The sequence below is a fragment of the Methylobacterium sp. 4-46 genome (assembly GCF_000019365.1).
Classification (GTDB): Bacteria; Pseudomonadota; Alphaproteobacteria; order Rhizobiales; family Beijerinckiaceae; genus Methylobacterium.
In genome coordinates, this window is sequence record NC_010511.1 from 5,915,001 (window position 1) to 5,930,803 (window position 15,803).

Genomic DNA, 15,803 nt, shown 5'->3' on the forward strand with positions numbered 1-15,803 from the left:
GCACCTGCTGGCGGGCCTGCTCGACCGGGATGCCCTGCGCCTTGGCGAGGGCGTCGGCGGCGCGGGCCTCGGCCTGCTGCTTCTGCGCCGGATCACCGGTCAGCACGGCGCGCATCGCCGCGACCGCGGCGTCGCGCAGGGCCTGCGGGTCCTGCCCGTTCGCCTGCTGGCGCACCTTCTCCTCGATGCCCTCGAGGGGGTTCGCGGCCCGGGCGAGCGACGGCGCGGCGGCCTGGGCGGCCGTCTGCACGGTGCCGCCCACGAGGGTGCCGGCCCCGCCCAGCGTGGTCGCCACGCCCGTTAGGGCGCCGCCCACCAGGCTGCCGGCCGCGGAGGTCAGGAGGTAGAGCACCACGAGGGTCGTCACCGCCCAGGAGACGAGGCCGTGCAGCCCCGCCGCCCCGGCGAGCGGCTTGCCCGACAGGCGCCCGGCGATGAAGCCGCCCGCCAGCGAGGCGACGATCCCCGAGCCCACGAACCACAGCCCCGCCCCGAGGGAGAAGGTCGAGGCGGCCGGATTGTCGGCGGCGCTCGGTCCGAGGCTGGCGAGCCCGATGCCGAGGCCGACCATGTTGAGGATGATCTGCGCCACCAGCGCCGTCACGGCGCCCGCGATCACGGCGCCCCAGGACACTTGGTTGAGGGCGACGGCCCGCGTGTCGCTCGCGGCGAGGGACGGGAGGGTGGAGGAGGAAGCCACGATGATGCTCCGAGTCGTGGGGCGAGATTTGGGGGGCGAGATTTGGGGGGCGCCGTCAGCGGCGCCCGTGCACCAGGAGGGCGAGGCCGTAGCCGACCAGCCCGGCGATCAGCAGCGCGGCGACCGGGTACTCGGCGACCTGGGCTGCGACCTCGCGCCGGCCGTGGCGCAGGGCGCGGCTGCCCTGCGCGTAGGCGTCCTCGGCGTAATCCGCCGCCTCCTGGGCGACGTGGCGCACCGCGTCCTTGGCTTGGCCGTAGAGGTTCTCCGCCTGGCCCTGCGCCTCGCGGAAGCGGCCCTCGGCCGAGTCGCGGTGCGACCCGACGAGGTCGCCGACCGCGCCCTGCACCTTGCCGCCGAGCTCCCGGGCGGCCCCGGTGATGCGATCCGTATCGACCATGTCTCTCTCCTTCGCTTGCTGCAGGCGTCGCGCCGCGATCGGCGACACGCCGCGACCGACCGTGTCCAGGTCACTCCGCGACCTTGACCGGATGTCTTGATGGTCTGCCCAACAGTTATTCCGGATCACCGGCAAGAACTGCGCGCACTCATCATGTAGAAACGCCGCATCGATCTTCAATAGTAGAAATGTACTAGTATGAAGACGACTGCGTAGCGGTGCTTCCGAGCGGGAATCCGTTGTCGCGGCCCCACAGGATGACTTCCGTGCACTTGTGGACGCCGAGCTTGCGGTAGAGCGCGGCGGCGTGGTTGCGCACGGTGTTGCGGGAGCGGCCGAGCCGGCGGGCGATGGTCCCGTCGTCGAGGCCCGCGCAGATCAGCGACAGCATCTGGCGCTCGCGGGCGGTGAGCTTGGGCGCGCCGTCCTGCTGGCCGTCGCGCCCGGGCCGGCGCAGGCTGGCGAGCTTCTCGATCAGGCCGCGGCTGAACCAGGACGTGTCGGCCATCACGGTCTCGATCGCCTCGAACAGCTCGCGCTCGGTCGCCTTGCGCTCGGTATTGTCCTGCAGGACGAGGAGCGCGCAAGCTTCCTCGCCGATCTCGATCCGCTCCGCCGAGACGAGGCAGTCGAGCGCGGCGCCGGATTCGTGGCGCAGGCAGGCGTCGAGCCCCTGCACGAAGCCGGAGCGGCGGATCGCCTCCTCGACCCGGAGGCGGTCCGCCTCGGAGGCGAAGAGCCCGATCTCCGCCGGGGAGCGCCCGATCACCCGATCCTCGCCGAGACCGAAGACCCGCGTGAACGCCTCGTTGATCGCCGTGACGGCGAGGTCCGACGCCCGGGCCAGCACGGTCGGGACCGGCGTGAGCCGGAAGGCCTTCGCGAAGCGCTCCTCGCTCTGGCGCAGGGCCGTCTCGGCCTTGCGGCGCAGGTCGAGATCCGCGAACGAGAACAGCATGCAGGGCTCGTCCCCGAGTTCGATCGGCTGGCCCGCCACGATCACGAACCGCGTCGAGCCGTCCGGCAGGTCGAGGCAGGCCTCCATCTGCGGGATCGTCGCCCCCTCGTTGAGGCGCTGGATCGCGAGGTCGCGGTTCTGGGCACCCGCCAGCACGTCGACCTCGTAGACGCTGCGCCCGATCACCGCCTCGCGGGCGTAGCCGGTCATTTCCAGGAAGCCCGCATTCACCTTGACGTGGCGCAGGTCCGAGAGGCGGCAGATCACGGCGGCGGGTTGGCGTTGAAGGTCTTCTCGAAGCGCTCCTCGGCCTCGACCTCGCCGGACACGTCCTTGAGGATCAGGGCGAGGCAGCTCGGCCGGCCGGCCCGGTCGGTGGCGACGAGGCTGCGCAGGCTTTGCACGAAGCCGGTCTCGGGATCGTCGGCGCGCCGCACCTCCACCACGACGTCGCGGATGGTCTCGCCCGCCACCACCCGCTCGATCGGGTCGCGCTCGGGGGCGCGGTGGTTCCGGTCGCGGAGCGTGTAGCGCGCCCGGTAATCGGCGACGCTGCGCCCGAGCTCGTCGAGGCTCCCGGCCCCGTGCATGGCCAGGGCGGCCGCGTTCGCCCAGGTGATCCGCTCATCCGGCTCGACCAGGATCACGCCCTCGCTCAGTCCGGCGATGATCTGCCGCAAATCCGATCGCTCCACGCCCTCGGTCACGTTCCGCCTTCCGCCTCTTCCGCTGCGTTGGTCCGGCCCTCAACAGGAAGAAATCGCTTCGGTTCCGCGTCCTTCGGGCCCGGCGCTCTGGTATACCGTGATCATCGCGGCCGGCCGTGAGATCCGGGCGGCGGAAAGAAGGGCGAAAAGCGCCCACTCGGGAGACGGGCCGGACTCAACCCCAAGCCGTTGTCTTGCAACGCGTCTCGGGAGGCCGCGCGGGATCTCGCGGGGAGGGTGGAAGGCCCGTGACACTACTGGTGAGGAGTATTTCTGCGCTAGGAAACCGGGCCCGCGGGATTGCCGGGGCCGGGCGCGCATGCGCCCATCCGCCGCAGGTCTGCCGGGCGCGAAAGTTTGGCGTCCTCACGGTTGCGGGCTGGGCGGCCGGACCGGGCGGGCGCCCCGCGCGGGATCAGGCCTTGCCCGGCTCCGCCCCGGGCTCCGCGCCGCGCTCAGCGCCGCGTTCCTGGCAGGCGCCGCACTCGCCCTCGATCTCGACGATGCGGCTTGCCGGGCGGAAGCCCGCCTGGGCGAGGGTGCGGTCGAGGCCGCGCTCGATCTCCTCGGAACTGGTCTCGTCCACGGCCCCGCAGGCGCGGCAGATCAGGAACACCACCCCCTCGCCCTCGTGATGCGCGTGCTCGCAGGGCACGAAGGCGTTGCGGCTCGCGATCCGGTGCACGAGGCCGTTCTCGGTGAGGAAGTCGAGGGCGCGGTAGACTGAGACGGCCGCCACCCGCCGTCCGGGGGCGCTCAGGCGCTCGGCGATGTCGTAGGCCCCGAGCGGGCGCGCCTCGCCGGCGATCACCTCCAGCGTCCGCTGGCGCAGCGGCGTGAATTGCAGCCCACGCTCGCGGCAGAGGCGCTCGGCCCGCGCGCGCAGACCCGCCCGGCCCTCGCCGCAGCCATGGTCCGTCCCCGCAGGCTCGCTCATCTCCGCTCTCCGGTTGACACGCCCGATATGTTACAGTGTAACAGGTTCCGGCCGTCAAGGGCGCCCCGCCCGTCTAGCAGATGGGGGCCGGGACGGCACCTGCCCGGGCGACGAGCCCTCCGCCCCGATCGCACGAGGAGAGGCCGCGATGGAAGCCCTGCCGCACGGGTCACCCCACCGCAATCCGGGATCCGCCCCGCCCCGCTCCCTGCTCGGGGTCGCGCTCGCGCCGCGGCTCGCCCTGGCCGGGCTGCTCGCGGCGGGGGTCTGGGGGGTGATTGCCTGGGCGATCGGCGCATGACGGCATCCCTCGCCGCGGGCGCGCTGGCGTTCCGGAGCCTCACCCTCGGCTACGATCGGCACCCGGCCGTGCACCATCTCGACGGGGTGGTGCCGGCCGGGGCGGCGCTCGCCGTGATCGGCCCGAACGGGGCCGGCAAATCGACCCTGCTCAAGGGCATCATCGGCGAGGTCGCGCCCCTCGAAGGGCGCATCGAGCATCCGGGCCTGCGGCGGCGCGACATCGCCTACCTGCCCCAGGCGGCGGAGATCGATCGCGGCTTCCCCATCAGCGTGGACGATTTCGTGGCCATGGGGCTGTGGCGCCGCGTCGGGCCCTGGCGGAGCCTGCGGCCCTACCGCGCCGCGCGGGACGAGGCGCTGGCCGCGGTCGGCCTGACCGGCTTCGAGCGGCGGCCGATCGGCACCCTCTCGGGGGGCCAGCTGCGCCGGGCCATGTTCGCCCGCGTGCTGCTGCAGGATGCGCGCGCGGTCCTCCTCGACGAGCCCTTCGCGGCCGTCGACGGCCGGACCACCGCCGACCTCCTCGGGCTGGTGGAGCGCTGGCGGGCGGAGGGGCGCACGGTGATCGCGGTGCTGCACGACATGGAGCAGGTGCAGCGCCACTTCCCCTCTTCCCTGCTGCTCGCCCGCGAGGTCGTGGCCTGGGGCGCGACCGAGGCGGTGCTGACGGCGGCGAACCTGCGCCGGGCGCGCCAGCTCTGCGAGGCCTGGGACGAGGCCGCCCCTGTCTGCCGCGGCGGCGCCCCGCACGGCCCGCCCGCCCCGGGCCACGCACATGCCCACGGCGCGCACGACCATGCCCCTCCCGCGGCGGCCTCGCACGGGCAGGGAGCGCTAGCAAGCGGGCCGCAGGCAAGCGGGCCGCAGGACCGCGAGCACGCCGCGTGATCGACCTCCTCACCGCCCCCTTCACCGACTTCGCCTTCATGCGCCGGGCGCTCGCGGGCTGCGTGGCGCTGTCGGTGAGCGCGGCCCCGGTCGGCGTCTTCCTCACCCTACGCCGCATGAGCCTGATGAGCGAGGCGATGAGCCACGCCATCCTGCCCGGCGCCGCGGCGGGCTTCCTGCTGGCCGGGCTGTCGCTGCCGGCGATGACGCTCGGCGGCCTCGCGGCAGGGCTCGCGGTGGCGTTCCTGGCCGGCGCCGTCTCGCGGGCGACCGAGCTGCGCGAGGATGCCAGCCTGGGTGCCCTCTACCTGCTGGCGCTCGCCGCCGGCGTGCTGATGATCTCGCTGCGCGGCACCTCGGTCGATCTCCTGCACATCCTGTTCGGCACGGTGCTGGCCCTCGACGACGCGGCGCTGCTGCTCCTCGGCACGATCGCGGCGGTCACGCTGCTCGGGCTCGCCGCCGCCTACCGGCCCCTCGTGCTCGAATGCGTCGATCCGCTCTTCCTGCGCTCGGTGAGCCGGGCGAGCGCGCCGGTCCACTACGCCTTCCTGGGCCTCGTCGTGCTCAACCTCGTCGGCGGGTTCGCGGCGCTCGGCACGCTGCTCGCCGTCGGGCTGATGCTGCTGCCGGCCGTGAGCGCGCGGTTCTGGGCCGCCGATCTCTCCGGGCTGATCCCGGTCGCCATGAGCATCGGCCTCGCGGCGAGCTTCGCCGGCCTCCTGGTCTCCTATTACGGCGACCTGCCGAGCGGGCCCGCGATCGTGCTCACGGCGGGGGGCTTCTACGTCGCCTCGATGCTGCTCGGCCTCAGGGGCGGACTGCTCTGGCGGCTCCTGCCCGGCCGCCACCTCGAGGCCTGACGCCGACGGCGAAGGACGCTGACGCTTCGGGCCGTCGGTCCGAAATCCGACGGAGCGCGGAACCCGCGGTCATGAGCCGTGACCGTCGGCATGACGCGGCCGGTCCGGCGGCCTATTCGGCCGCCGGGCGCCCCGCGGCCGGCCGCTTCGTACCCAGGATCTCGTCGTAGAGCCGCAGCAGGTCGTCGCCCTGGTCGGCCGCACGGCGCAGCGGCGGGCCGGGCGGCGGCGGCGCCTGGAACCGCGCCGGATCCGCGTCGATCGCCCCCAGCACCTCCCGCAGCGGGCCCGGCGTCGAGACGTCGATCACGAACCCGTCCACCCCCGGCCGCACCTCCTCCCCCACCGCGCCCCGGTCGCTCGCCACGACCCACAGACCGAACGCCCGCGCCTCCCGCGACACGAGACCGAAGCTCTCCGGCCACAGCGACGGCACCAGCAGCACGTCAAGCTCCCCGTACAACCCCCCGATCTCCTCCTGCGCCACGGGGCCCACGATCCGCACCGGCGTCGTCCCCCACACCTCCTCGCTCGCGGAGCCCGGCTCCCGCGACAGGTCGACCAGCGTCAGGCCCAGGCACCGGAACGGCGTCGTGCGCAGCACCACCTCAAGCAGCGGCGCCCCCTTGTGCGCCTCCAGACCCCCCACGTGGCCCAGCCGCACCCGCGGACCCCGCCCCGCCCGCCGCGCCGGTACCCGCCCCAGCGACAGACCGTTCGGCACGCTCCGCACCTCCGGGAACCCCGCCGCCCGGTACAGGCCCGCGAAGCTCTCCGACACCGCCAGCACCCGGTCCGCCCCACACAGAAGCCGCCCCAGCCGCCGCCGCCGCAGGAGCTGCGCCCCCGCCCCGTGCGGCGCGTCCGAGGCCGCCTCCAGCAGGTCCGGCGAGGGACGCACCACCTGCCCGTCCCGGTCGAGCAGGAACTGGTGGTCCGAGATCCACCAGCCGTCGTGCACCGTCACCACGTGCCGCAGGCCCCGCGCCTGCGCCGCCTCCACCACCGACCCGCTCAGCCGCTGCACGCAGTGGAAGTGCACCAGGTCCGGGCACAGCCGGTCCAGGAACTCCCCGAACAGCGCCCCCAGCGCCGGGTTGAACGGGCGCCAGTCCATCCCGGGCTCCAGCGGCGTCGACAGCCGCAGCACCGGAACCCCCCGGTAGCCGTCCAGCCGCGCCCGGCCCGCCGGCTGCACCCCCTCGTCGCTCGCCGCCACCGCGAAGGCGTAGCGCTCCCCCGCCGCCGCCAGGAAGTGGTCGAGGTTGTCGCGCACCACCCGCGTCGCCCCGCCGATCGTCTGGGGCGGGAAGAACACGTTCACCAGCAGGATCCGCGGCCGCGCCGCCGCCACGGCGGGCGCCGCCGGCCGCGCCAGCACGGACGCCACCCGCCCCGCCCCCGCCGCCAGCCCGTAATCCCGCCGCGCCTTGCGCCGCGCCGCCAGGCCGATCCGCCGCCGCAGCCCGGCATCCCCCACCAGCCGCTCCAGCGCCGAGGCCCACTCCTCGGGCGTGTCGGCAAACAGCACGTCCTCGCCCTCGACCAGGATCTCCCGGTAGGTGCGCGTCCCGCTCACCACCGAGGGCACCCCGGCCACCGCCGCCTCCAGCCACTTGATCTCGCTCTTGGCGTCCGCCGCCGCGCCGGGGGCGAGCACCGCCAGGTTCACGTCGACCCCCGACAGGATCTCCCAGTAATCCTCCACCTGCGCGGTGAAGCCGAGGCGGCGGATCCGGTCCCGGTGGGCCGCGAAGGCGGGATCGAGGGTGAGGTGGCCGGCGATCAGCAGGCGCAGCTGCGGGTGGCGCTCCAGCAGGCGCAGCAGGGCCGGGCCGGCCAGGGCGTTGAAGTCGCGGTTATGCGCCTTGGTGCCCGAGCCGTAGAACAGCGTCACGGGCGCCTCCGGGCGGGCGGGGGCGGGGTCCGGCCGGTCGAGGAAGGGGGCGTTGCGCTGGTCGAGGCCGTTGCGCAGGACGTGGCAGCGGCCCGTGCGCAGGAGCGGGCGCATGGCCTCGGCGAGAGCCGGGGTGGAGGCGAGGCCCTCGTCGCACTGGGCGAGGGCGAAGCGGAACAGGGGCACGCCGAACTGCAGCCCGACGTAGTCCTCGGGGGAGATCTGGCCCTCGAAGCTGTCGAAGGGGTCGGGGTAGCAGCGCGCGTCGAAGATGAGGTCGTCGACGTCGTAGAAGGTGGGCAGGCCGAGGGCGCGGGCGTAGAGGATGCTGTGGAGGATGTCGGGGAAGGCGGGGAGGCGGTAGAAGAGGGCGGCGCGGGCGGTGTGCAGGGCCTGGCGGAAGGCCCGGGCCTGGTCGGGGGGGAAGACGCGGACGGTCCATCCGGCGTGCTCGAGCTGGCGGCGGCGCTGCTCGACGCGGTAGTGGACGCACTGGGGCAGGTCGAGGTTGGCCAGGATGGCGACGGTCGGCCGCGGCGAGGGGACGGGCGAGGGGACGGGCAAGGGGACGGGCAAGGGAGCGGCGAGGGGGAGGTCGGCGGCGAGCCGGTTCAGGGCCTCGTCCAGGAGGGCGTCGGCCTCGGCGCGGCGGCCCTGGCGGTACTCCGCGCGGGCGGCCTCGCAGGCGGCGTCGAAGGCCCGGCCGAGGATGCCGAGCCCCGCCTCGCGCCAGCGCGCATCCTTGATCCAGCGCGGCGACGACGCCCGGACCTGCGCGCAGGCGGCCGGCAGATCTCCGGTGGCGGCCAGGCACTCGGCGGCGTGGATGTGGCTCCAGAGGCTCGACCGCGGGTCGGCCGCGGCGGCCGCGTAATCGGCGGCCGCGGAAGCGAGGTCGCCCAGGGCCCGCGCGGCCTCGCCGCGGCCGTGCAGCCGGCGGGCGGTCGGGCCGCCGCGCGCGATCGCCTCGTCGTAGGCCCGGCGGGCGAGCGCGAAGCGCTGGCGCAGCAGGCAGCGCAGGCCCACCAGGGTGAGGAAGGCCGCGGCCTCCGGCCCCGTCACCACGTCCAGGCGGCCCTCCGGGAAGCCGTGGTCGAGCCAGTGCTCCAAGAGGTCGGTGCGGCTCATCGCGCCGCGGGGCAGGGACGCCCGATAGGTCTCCACCGCGAAGGCGGCCGGGAAGGCGCTCTCGCCGATCAGCAGGGCGATGCGGGCCGCCTCGTTCGGCGCGAAGTCCTGCTCGATGCCCTGCCGCAGCCAGTGCCGGTAGAGCGCCGCGTCGTCGGCCGCTCCCTCCGCCCGGTAGGTCGCCCGGTAGAAGGCCGGATCGAAGATCGCGTCGGTGCGGATCGGGGCGAGGCGGTCGATGCCCTGCTCGACGAAGAGGCGGATGCCCTCCGCCCGGGTCCGCGGCGGCGCGGGGAGCCAGTCGGCGTTCAGGTGGATGAACTGGGCAAGGTCGAAGCGCCGCAGCCAGCGGCCCGGCGCCAGGCCGTGCGCGGCGAGGAAGCCCGTGAACAGCGCCAAGCCCTCGCGCGGCTCGGCCCCGGCGAGCCGCGCGAAGGTCTCGGCCTCCGCCGCGATGTCGAGGGCGTAGAGCCGCTTCTCCTCACGCCCGTGCTTGAGGAAATGCGCGGTGAACTGCCAGTCCCGCGTGAAGCGCCGGGCGAGGTCGGGATTCAGGTCGCCGTAGAGGCCGGGGTTGAAATCCTCCGGCAGCGCGCCGTGGCGCGCCGTCAGGTCCGCCAGGTAGGCGTCGCGCGTCGGGAAGCGGCCCTCGGCGCGGCCGTGCCGGACGTAGTGCTCCCGGAGGGCGTGCCGGTTCAGGCCGGAGAGGTCCGGATAGAGCTGCGCGTAGAAGTCGGGGTCGAAGGCGTCCCTCCCGAACCGCCAGGACACCGACCGGATCTTCCGGCCGAGCTTGGCGAGGAGCTTGATCCGGCGCTTCGGCACGTGGCTGACCCCTGCGAGGACGTCCGTGGGGCCGGCGCGGGTGAGGCGCCGGCGCATCATCCACGGCCGCGGATGTCGGTCGGACGCAGAAAATGCGCTAAGAAAACAAAGATCTAGCGCGAAACCCGGTCGACCCGGAACGGACGTCGCTCTAGCACGGCGGAAGGGGCGGCGGCAACGCCGGGCCGGCTCGGTCCGCTCAGGGCTCGCCGAGCGCCGCCCGCGTGGCCGCGTCCGGGCCGAGCTCCTCCGGCCCTTCGAGGCCGAGCGCCTCGGCGAGCCGCTCCCGCGCCCGGCTCACCCGGCTCTTCATCGTCCCGACCGCCACGCCGCAGATGGCGGCCGCCTCCTCGTAGGTGAAGCTCTGGGCGCCCACCAGGACCAGGGCCTCCCGCTGCTGCGGCGGCAGGGCGGCGAGGGCGGCCCGGAACGCGCCGAACTCCAGATGCGCCTCCTGGGCCGGCAGCACCGAGAGCCGCGCCGCCCGCGCCCCGTCCACGTCCTCGACCTCGCGCCGCCGCTTGCGCTGCTCCGAGTAGAAGACGTTGCGCAGGATCGTGAACAGCCACGCCGTTAGGTTGGTGCCGCGCGCGAAGGTGTGGGCCTTGGTCCAGGCCCGCACCAGCGTCTCCTGCACGAGGTCGTCGCTGCGGTCGAGGTCGTGCGTGAGGGAGTAGGCGAAGGCGCGCAGGGCCGGGATGGCCCCGAGCAGGAGCCCGCGCATCTCGGGGTCGACGCCGGTCATCGGGCTTCCTCCTCCGCACCGCTCCCCGGTCCCGCCGCGGCCGCGGCGCGCGGCAGCGGGATCCCCGAGGGACGGGCCGGGGATCCTCACCCGGCCGACCCCGTCCCCTCGCCGCTTCCCTCGTGTTCCGTCATGAATGCGTCGATGGCCGCATTCGGTCTCCGATGCCGCACTAAAGACCCCGGCTTTAATGAGATCTGAAAAAGATATTCAGCCAATCTTAATCGAGAAACTTTGCCTTTAGCTTCGCCGTCGAGGAGGATTTCTGCCGGCGGACGGGCGCGCGAGCGAGGCGTCGGAGCCGCGCGCGCCGCGGCGGGCTCGGACGAGGCAGAGACGCCGCGGCGCTGTGGCGCGGATGCGCTTGCCCGGGCCGGTCCCCCTCCTAACCTTAGGACCCGACCTGCAATCGGGGATTCTCTCTTGGTTTCGTCGCTTCGTGCCTCGGCCGCCCTCGCGGCCTTCCTCACCTTCACGATCACGCCGGCCCTCGCGCAGCGCGACGATCCGGGCCTGCAGATGAACTGCGCGAGCGATTACTTCCGGCTCTGCGCGGGGGCCGACCCGGACAGTCCCGAGGTCGAGCGCTGCTTCGAGCGCAACCGCGGACGCCTGTCGGCCCAGTGCCGGGCCGCGATCACCGCCTTCGACAAGGGGGAACCGACGAGCGCGATCCGGCGGCAATAGGGGCGGAGCCGGGCGGCGCCCGCCGGCCCGCCGCTCAGCCGGCCCGGTCGAGCCGCAGGATCCGGCAGGGCTCGCCCGCCTTCGCGGCGGGGGCGTGGGGCGGGCGCACCAGCAGCGCCTCCGCGGTGGCCAGCACCGAGAGCATCGAGGAATCCTGGCGCGGCGCCGGGTGGACGCGGGGCAGCCCGTCGCCGCCCGGTTCGAGCCGCGCCCGCATGTAGTCCTGCCGGGCGTCGTTCTCCGGCAGGTCGCGGCCGAGGATCGCCGGCTCGCTGCGGTCGGCCCCCGCCTCGGGATCGCCGAGGAGCGCCCGGACCAGGGGGCGCACGAAGACGAGGCCGCAGACCACCGACGAGACCGGGTTGCCGGGCAGGCCGAGCACCGCCATCGGGCCGAGCCGCCCGTGCATCAGCGGCTTGCCGGGCCGGATCGCCACCCGCCAGAAGCCGAGCGCGAGGCCCTGGCGCACCAGCGCCGACTGGACGAGGTCGTGGTCGCCGACCGAGGCGCCCCCGAGGGTGACGAGGAGGTCGGCCCGCTCCTCCCGGGCGCGGCCGATCGCGGCTTCGAGGTCGGCGAAGCGGTCGCCCGCGATGCCGAGATCGACCGCCTCCGCCCCGGCCTCCTCGGCCATCGCCGCGAGCGCGAGGCCGTTCGAGGCGACGATCTGGTCCCAGGCGGCGGGCTCGCCGGGCCGCACCAGCTCGTCGCCCGTCGCCAGGATCGCCACCCGCGGGCGGCGGCGCAGGCGCAGCGTCGGGTGTCCGCCCGCGGCGGCGAGCGCGAGGCGCTGCCCGTCGAGGCGGGTGCCGGCGGGCAGGAGCAGGTCGCCCTGCCGGAAGTCGAGGCCGCTGCCGCGCAGGTGCCGCCCCGGCGGGTTCGCGACGAGGAGGCGCACGCTCTCGCCCCGCGCCTCCGCATCCTCCTGGATGACGACCGTGTCGGCGCCCTCCGGCATCGGCGCGCCGGTGAGGATGCGCACCGCCTCGCCGGGGCCGACCGGACCGCGCAGGCCTTGCCCGGCGGCGCTGGTGCCGATGAGCCGGAGCGTGACCGGCGCCCCGGCGAGGTCGGCGCTGCGCACGGCGTAGCCGTCCATGGCCGAGGTGACGAAGGGCGGCTGCGTGCGCAGGGCCCGCACCTCCTCGGCGAGGGTGCGGCCGGCGGCCCGCCCGATCGGCACCGTCTCGGCCGCGACCGGGGCGGCGCCGGCGAGGATGCGCGCGAGCGCCTCCGCGACGGGCAGGAGCGCGCTCACGCGGGATCCGCCGCGTAGGAGCCCGAGCGGCCGCCGCTCTTCTCGAGGAGCCGGATCCCCTCGATCCGCATGCCCCGGTCGGCGGCCTTGACCATGTCGTAGACGGTGAGGCAGGCGACCGAGACGGCGGTGAGCGCCTCCATCTCGACCCCGGTCGGCCCCTGGACCCTCACCTCGGCGGTGATGCGGATGCCGGGCAGGGCCGCGTCGGGCTCGCACTCGACCCGCACCTTGGACAGCAGGAGCGGGTGGCAAAGGGGGATGAGGTCGTGGGTGCGCTTGGCCGCCATGATCCCGGCGAGCCGGGCGGTGCCGAGCACGTCGCCCTTCTTGGCATCGCCCTCGCGGATGAGGCGCAGGGTCTCGGGCCGCATCACGATCGCGCCCTCCGCCCGGGCGGTGCGGGCCGTCGCGGCCTTGTCGGAGACGTCCACCATGTTGGCAGCGCCGGTCGCGTCGAGGTGGGTCAGGCTCGCCATGGGGTACCGCTCCGTGGATCGACCGCGTGCCGTCGGAGAGATGGGGCGCGGCGCCGGCCGAGGGAGGGCCGGATCGGCCGCGGGCCGATCGGCGCGACGGTCACGAACCCGCCGGCTCCCCGAACAGCAGCCGCCGCGTCGCCGCCGTCACGTCCGCCTCGCGCATCAGGCTCTCGCCGACCAGGAGGGTGCGGATGCCCGCCCGGGCGAGCCGCTGCGCGTCGGCATGGCCGGCGATGCCGCTCTCGCCCACCACGATGCGGTCCTCCGGCACCAGGGGCCGCAGGGCGAGCGCGGTCTCCAGCGAGACCTCGAAGGTGCGCAGGTCGCGGTTGTTGATGCCGATCATCCGGGTCCCGAGGGGGAGCGCCCGCTCCAGCTCGGCGCGGTCGTGCACCTCGACCAGCACGTCCATGCCGAGGTCGTGGGCCGTCGCGACGAGCGCGGCCGCCTCCTCGTCGTCGAGGCTCGCCATGATGACCAGGATGCAATCCGCCCCCCAGGCCCGGGCCTCCACCACCTGGTAGGGCTCGAACAGGAAGTCCTTGCGCAGGACCGGCAGCGGGCAGGCCTGCCGGGCCGCCGTCAGGTATTCGGGCCGGCCCTTGAAGGAGGGCTCGTCGGTGAGGACCGACAGGCAGGTGGCCCCGCCCTCCGCGTAGGCGCGGGCCAGCGCCGGCGGGTCGAAATCCGCGCGGATCAGCCCCCTGGAGGGGGAGGCCTTCTTGATCTCGGCGATGAGGGCGGGGCGGCCCGCCGCGAGATCGGCCCGGATCGCCTCCGCGAAGCCGCGGGGCGGGTCGGCCTTCTCGGCGCGGCGCTCCAGCTCGGCGAGGGGCACGCGCAGCTTCGCCTCGGCGATCTCGCGGCGCTTGTAGGCCTCGATATGGGCCAGCACGTCCGGGCGGGCGGCGGAGGCCGGCCGGTCGGCGGGCGCAGGGCTCTTCGGCTCGAACACGGGCAACCCCCTCTTGACCGGTCAGGCGTTGGAGACGGCGACGAGGCGCGCCAGCACGGCGCGGGCCGCCCCGGTCTCGATCGCCTGGGCGGCCCGCGCCACGCCCTCGCCGAGGCCCGCGCAGGCGCCCGCCACCACCAGGGCCGCGCCCGCGTTGAGCACCGCGATGTCGCGATAGGGGGTGCGCGCCCCGTCGAGCACGGCCCGCAGCGCCGCCGCGTTGTGCTCCGGATCCGCCCCGCGCAGGTCCTCCGGGCTCGCCAGCGCCAGGCCGACCTCGCGCGGGTCGATGGTGAAGTGGCGGATCGCGCCGTCCTCCAGGGCCACGACGGCGGTCGGGCCCGTGGTGGTGATCTCGTCGAGCCCGTCCGAGCCGTGCACGGTCCAGACCCGGCGGCTGCCGAGATCGGCGAGCACCCGGGTCAGGGGCTCGGCCAGCGAGCCCGCGTAGACGCCGAGCAGCTGGCCCGCCACGCCGGCCGGGTTGCACAGCGGCCCGAGCAGGTTGAACAGGGTGCGGGTGCCGAGTTCGACCCGCACCGGCGCCACGTGCCGCATCGAGGCGTGGTGGGCCTGGGCGAACATGAAGCAGAGGCCCGCCTCCTCCAGGCAACGCGCCAGCCCCTCCGGATCGAGCCCGAGCCTGACGCCGAGCGCCGCCAGCACGTCGGCCGCCCCGGAGCGCGACGAGGCGGCGCGGTTGCCGTGCTTGGCCACCGGCACGCCGCAGGCGGCGGTGAGGATGGAGGCCAGCGTCGAGACGTTGTAGCTGCCCGAATGGTCGCCGCCGGTGCCGACGATGTCGATGGCGCCCGCGGGCGCGACCACCCGCACCATGCGCTCGCGCAGGGCGCCCGCCGCGCCCACGATCTCGTCCTGCGCCTCGCCGCGCACCCGCAGGGCCATCAGGAAGGCGCCCGCCTGGGCGTGGGTCACCTCGCCGGAGAGCAGGTGGTCGAAGGCGGTGCGGGCCTCCTCGCGCGTGAGCGCCGCACCCGTGGCGACCTTCGCCAGGTAGGGCTTGAACGAATCCATGACGGGCCTTGATGTCTCGGCGCGGCTTTCCTGTCGGGGCGTCAATGCACCGCGGCGGCGCGCTTGTCACCCCGCCGGGCGGCGTTCCAGGCCGCGGCGAGATCGAGGAAGTTCCGCACCATGCGCGCCCCGTGCTGGGACAGGATGCTCTCGGGGTGGAACTGCACGCCGTGGACCGGCCGGCTCGCATGTTCGAGCGCCATGATGAGCCCGTCCGCCTCCGCCGTGACCACGAGGTCCGGCGGGCAGCTCGCCCGCGCGACGATGAGCGAGTGGTAGCGGGTGGCCGCGAAGGGGCCGTTGATGCCGCGGAAGAGCCCGGTGGCGCGGTGCTCCACCGTCGAGACCTTGCCGTGCATCGGCGCGGGCGCGCGGACCACCTCGCCCCCGAAGGCCTGACCGATCGCCTGGAGGCCGAGGCAGACGCCGAAGAGCGGGATCTCGTCGCTGAGCTCCCGCACCACGTCGAGGCAGATGCCGGCCTCGCTCGGCGTGCAGGGTCCGGGCGACAGCACCAGGGCGTCCGGGGCGCGGGCGCGGATCTCCGGCACGGTGATCTCGTCGTTGCGCAGGACCGTGATGCCCGAGACCAGCGGCCCGATCAGGTGCACGAGGTTCCAGGTGAAGGAGTCGTAATTGTCGATGACGAGGATGTCGGCCATGGCTCGCGCTCGCGGTCCGGGCCGGTTTGGGCGGTGGGCCGGGCGCGGTCAAGGGGCAGCCGGGGGCCGCGATGCCGCGAAGCGGGCGGGCCGGCGCGCGAGGGGGCCGGTTTCAGAAATTGTCGTGAACCGTCGCAATGAGCCGGAACTTGTTTCCACCTATGTCGAAGATGTGGAATTTTCCGAGGCGGTCAACGGCGTTGAAGCTGCGTTTCAGGTCGGCAAAGGTGCCGAAATCGCCGGCCTCGATGATCCTGCGCCATGCCTGCAGCGGAGCGCCGGCACCCGGGTGACGGGCCGCGAACGCGACCAGGGCCTTGTTCGACACGACGCGCATGGGTCCCGACGTCTCGCCCTGGGATGACCGGCATTC

Annotated in this window: 15 protein-coding genes and 1 pseudogene (1 of these 16 only partly in view); 4 read left to right on the top strand and 12 right to left on the bottom strand. The window is 74.4% G+C overall.

Annotation, left to right across the window (positions count from 1 at the left end):
• The 4 genes and pseudogenes from M446_RS25995 to M446_RS26010 form a co-directional block, all read right to left on the bottom strand.
• On the bottom strand, positions 1-700 hold the 5' portion of the coding sequence (locus M446_RS25995; protein ID WP_012335084.1) for a hypothetical protein. The gene continues 203 nt to the left of window position 1, outside the view; the window shows 700 of its 903 coding nt (coding positions 1-700); it begins with the start codon at positions 698-700; the stop codon falls past the left edge of the window.
• Positions 701-755: 55 nt separating this feature from the next.
• Positions 756-1,100, bottom strand: coding sequence for a CsbD family protein (locus M446_RS26000; RefSeq protein ID WP_012335085.1), 345 nt, complete (start codon positions 1,098-1,100; stop codon positions 756-758).
• Positions 1,101-1,293: 193 nt separating this feature from the next.
• Positions 1,294-2,765: pseudogene (locus M446_RS26005) on the bottom strand (helix-turn-helix transcriptional regulator).
• 415 nt (positions 2,766-3,180) lie between these two features.
• Positions 3,181-3,702 carry a Fur family transcriptional regulator gene (locus M446_RS26010; RefSeq protein ID WP_012335086.1) on the bottom strand — a complete coding sequence of 174 codons (522 nt, stop codon included), beginning with the start codon at positions 3,700-3,702 and terminating at the stop codon, positions 3,181-3,183.
• 148 nt (positions 3,703-3,850) lie between these two features.
• On the opposite strand from M446_RS26010, the gene M446_RS38315 reads away from it, so the two are divergent.
• From M446_RS38315 to M446_RS26020, 3 genes are read left to right on the top strand one after another with little or no spacing between them, the layout of a single operon-like run.
• Positions 3,851-4,003 carry a hypothetical protein gene (locus tag M446_RS38315; protein ID WP_012335087.1) on the top strand — a complete coding sequence of 51 codons (153 nt, stop codon included), beginning with the start codon at positions 3,851-3,853 and terminating at the stop codon, positions 4,001-4,003.
• Positions 4,000-4,893 carry a metal ABC transporter ATP-binding protein gene (locus M446_RS26015; protein ID WP_012335088.1) on the top strand — a complete coding sequence of 298 codons (894 nt, stop codon included), beginning with the start codon at positions 4,000-4,002 and terminating at the stop codon, positions 4,891-4,893. Before M446_RS38315 ends, M446_RS26015 begins: the two co-directional genes overlap by 4 nt.
• Positions 4,890-5,756, top strand: a complete 867-nt coding sequence (locus M446_RS26020; RefSeq protein ID WP_012335089.1) for a metal ABC transporter permease — start codon at positions 4,890-4,892, stop codon at positions 5,754-5,756. Before M446_RS26015 ends, M446_RS26020 begins: the two co-directional genes overlap by 4 nt.
• Positions 5,757-5,868: 112 nt before the next feature.
• Here the strand turns inward: M446_RS26020 and M446_RS26025 are convergent, their stop codons facing one another.
• Complete coding sequence (locus tag M446_RS26025) at positions 5,869-9,666, bottom strand: glycosyltransferase (RefSeq protein ID WP_012335090.1); 3,798 nt, start codon at positions 9,664-9,666, stop codon at positions 5,869-5,871.
• A 139-nt stretch (positions 9,667-9,805) separates the two neighbouring features.
• Positions 9,806-10,351, bottom strand: a complete 546-nt coding sequence (locus M446_RS26030; protein ID WP_012335091.1) for a sigma-70 family RNA polymerase sigma factor — start codon at positions 10,349-10,351, stop codon at positions 9,806-9,808.
• 423 nt (positions 10,352-10,774) lie between these two features.
• On the opposite strand from M446_RS26030, the gene M446_RS26035 reads away from it, so the two are divergent.
• Complete coding sequence (locus tag M446_RS26035) at positions 10,775-11,038, top strand: hypothetical protein (protein ID WP_012335092.1); 264 nt, start codon at positions 10,775-10,777, stop codon at positions 11,036-11,038.
• A gap of 34 nt (positions 11,039-11,072) precedes the next feature.
• Here M446_RS26035 and glp read toward each other — a convergent pair whose 3' ends face one another.
• The 6 genes from glp to M446_RS26065 form a co-directional block, all read right to left on the bottom strand.
• Positions 11,073-12,296, bottom strand: coding sequence for a gephyrin-like molybdotransferase Glp (gene glp, locus M446_RS26040; RefSeq protein ID WP_012335093.1), 1,224 nt, complete (start codon positions 12,294-12,296; stop codon positions 11,073-11,075).
• Positions 12,293-12,775, bottom strand: coding sequence for a cyclic pyranopterin monophosphate synthase MoaC (gene moaC / locus M446_RS26045; protein WP_012335094.1), 483 nt, complete (start codon positions 12,773-12,775; stop codon positions 12,293-12,295). Before moaC ends, glp begins: the two co-directional genes overlap by 4 nt.
• 100 nt (positions 12,776-12,875) lie before the next feature.
• Positions 12,876-13,733 (bottom strand): indole-3-glycerol phosphate synthase TrpC, encoded by an 858-nt coding sequence (gene trpC, locus M446_RS26050; RefSeq protein ID WP_012335095.1) that lies wholly within the window; start codon positions 13,731-13,733, stop codon positions 12,876-12,878.
• Positions 13,734-13,754: 21 nt separating this feature from the next.
• Positions 13,755-14,768, bottom strand: coding sequence for an anthranilate phosphoribosyltransferase (trpD, locus tag M446_RS26055; protein WP_012335096.1), 1,014 nt, complete (start codon positions 14,766-14,768; stop codon positions 13,755-13,757).
• A gap of 41 nt (positions 14,769-14,809) precedes the next feature.
• The gene (locus tag M446_RS26060; RefSeq protein ID WP_012335097.1) at positions 14,810-15,430 is read right to left on the bottom strand and encodes an anthranilate synthase component II; all 621 of its coding nucleotides are present in this window, start codon (positions 15,428-15,430) and stop codon (positions 14,810-14,812) included.
• 112 nt (positions 15,431-15,542) lie between these two features.
• Positions 15,543-15,767 carry a type II toxin-antitoxin system HigB family toxin gene (locus M446_RS26065; RefSeq protein ID WP_012335098.1) on the bottom strand — a complete coding sequence of 75 codons (225 nt, stop codon included), beginning with the start codon at positions 15,765-15,767 and terminating at the stop codon, positions 15,543-15,545.
• Between the last annotated feature and the right edge of the window lie 36 nt (positions 15,768-15,803).